The 639-nt window shown below is 55.2% G+C and carries 1 protein-coding gene; it reads right to left on the bottom strand.

All coding sequences use genetic code 11. The features are described 5' to 3' along the window. Nucleotides 1-639: nucleotide sugar dehydrogenase (locus ACTHUR_RS15275; protein WP_440399479.1), on the bottom strand; the 639-nt coding region annotated here is incomplete at both ends.

Below are 639 nucleotides of genomic sequence, written 5' to 3'. Positions count from 1 at the left end.
GTAGAAGAGACAGAGATTTTGCTGTCTTTGATGGAACGGTTGTGTTCGTTCAAAGCCAGTCCCACTTTGCCGATAACGTAGTCGGGCATGTGGGAGTTCACTTCGCCTGCCAACTCGATGAAGCGGGTGTTCACGCCGTATTCGCGCGCTTTCCAAGTCAGGTAGAACGGGTCGATGGGGATACAGTGTCCGCCCAAGCCCGGGCCGGGATAGTAGGCAACGAAGCCGAACGGTTTGGTTGCCGCAGCGGCGATGACTTCGTGAATATCGACATCCATTTTGTCGGCGACGATTTTCATCTCGTTCACCAAGCCGATGTTCACGGCGCGGTGGATGTTTTCCAGAAGCTTGGTCAGCTCGGCGGCTTTGGTGGAGCTTACCGGTACGACTTTGTCGATGGCGGGCTGGTACAGCGCGATACCGACTTCCAAACAAGCAGGGGTATGACCGCCGATGACTTTCGGAATGGTACGGGTTTCAAAATTCGGGTTACCCGGGTCTTCGCGCTCCGGAGAGTACACCAAGAATACGTCCTTACCGACTTTCAAGCCGCCTTCTTCAACGCGCGGCAGCAATTCTTCTTCGGTTGTGCCGGGGTAGGTAGTAGATTCCAAAGACAACACTTGACCGGCGCGCAGG

It is taken from the genome of Neisseria sp. P0021.S007, assembly GCF_051956855.1.
The sequence above is the reverse complement of the archived record's forward strand: the minus strand, read 5'-3'. Positions and strand labels throughout refer to the sequence as shown.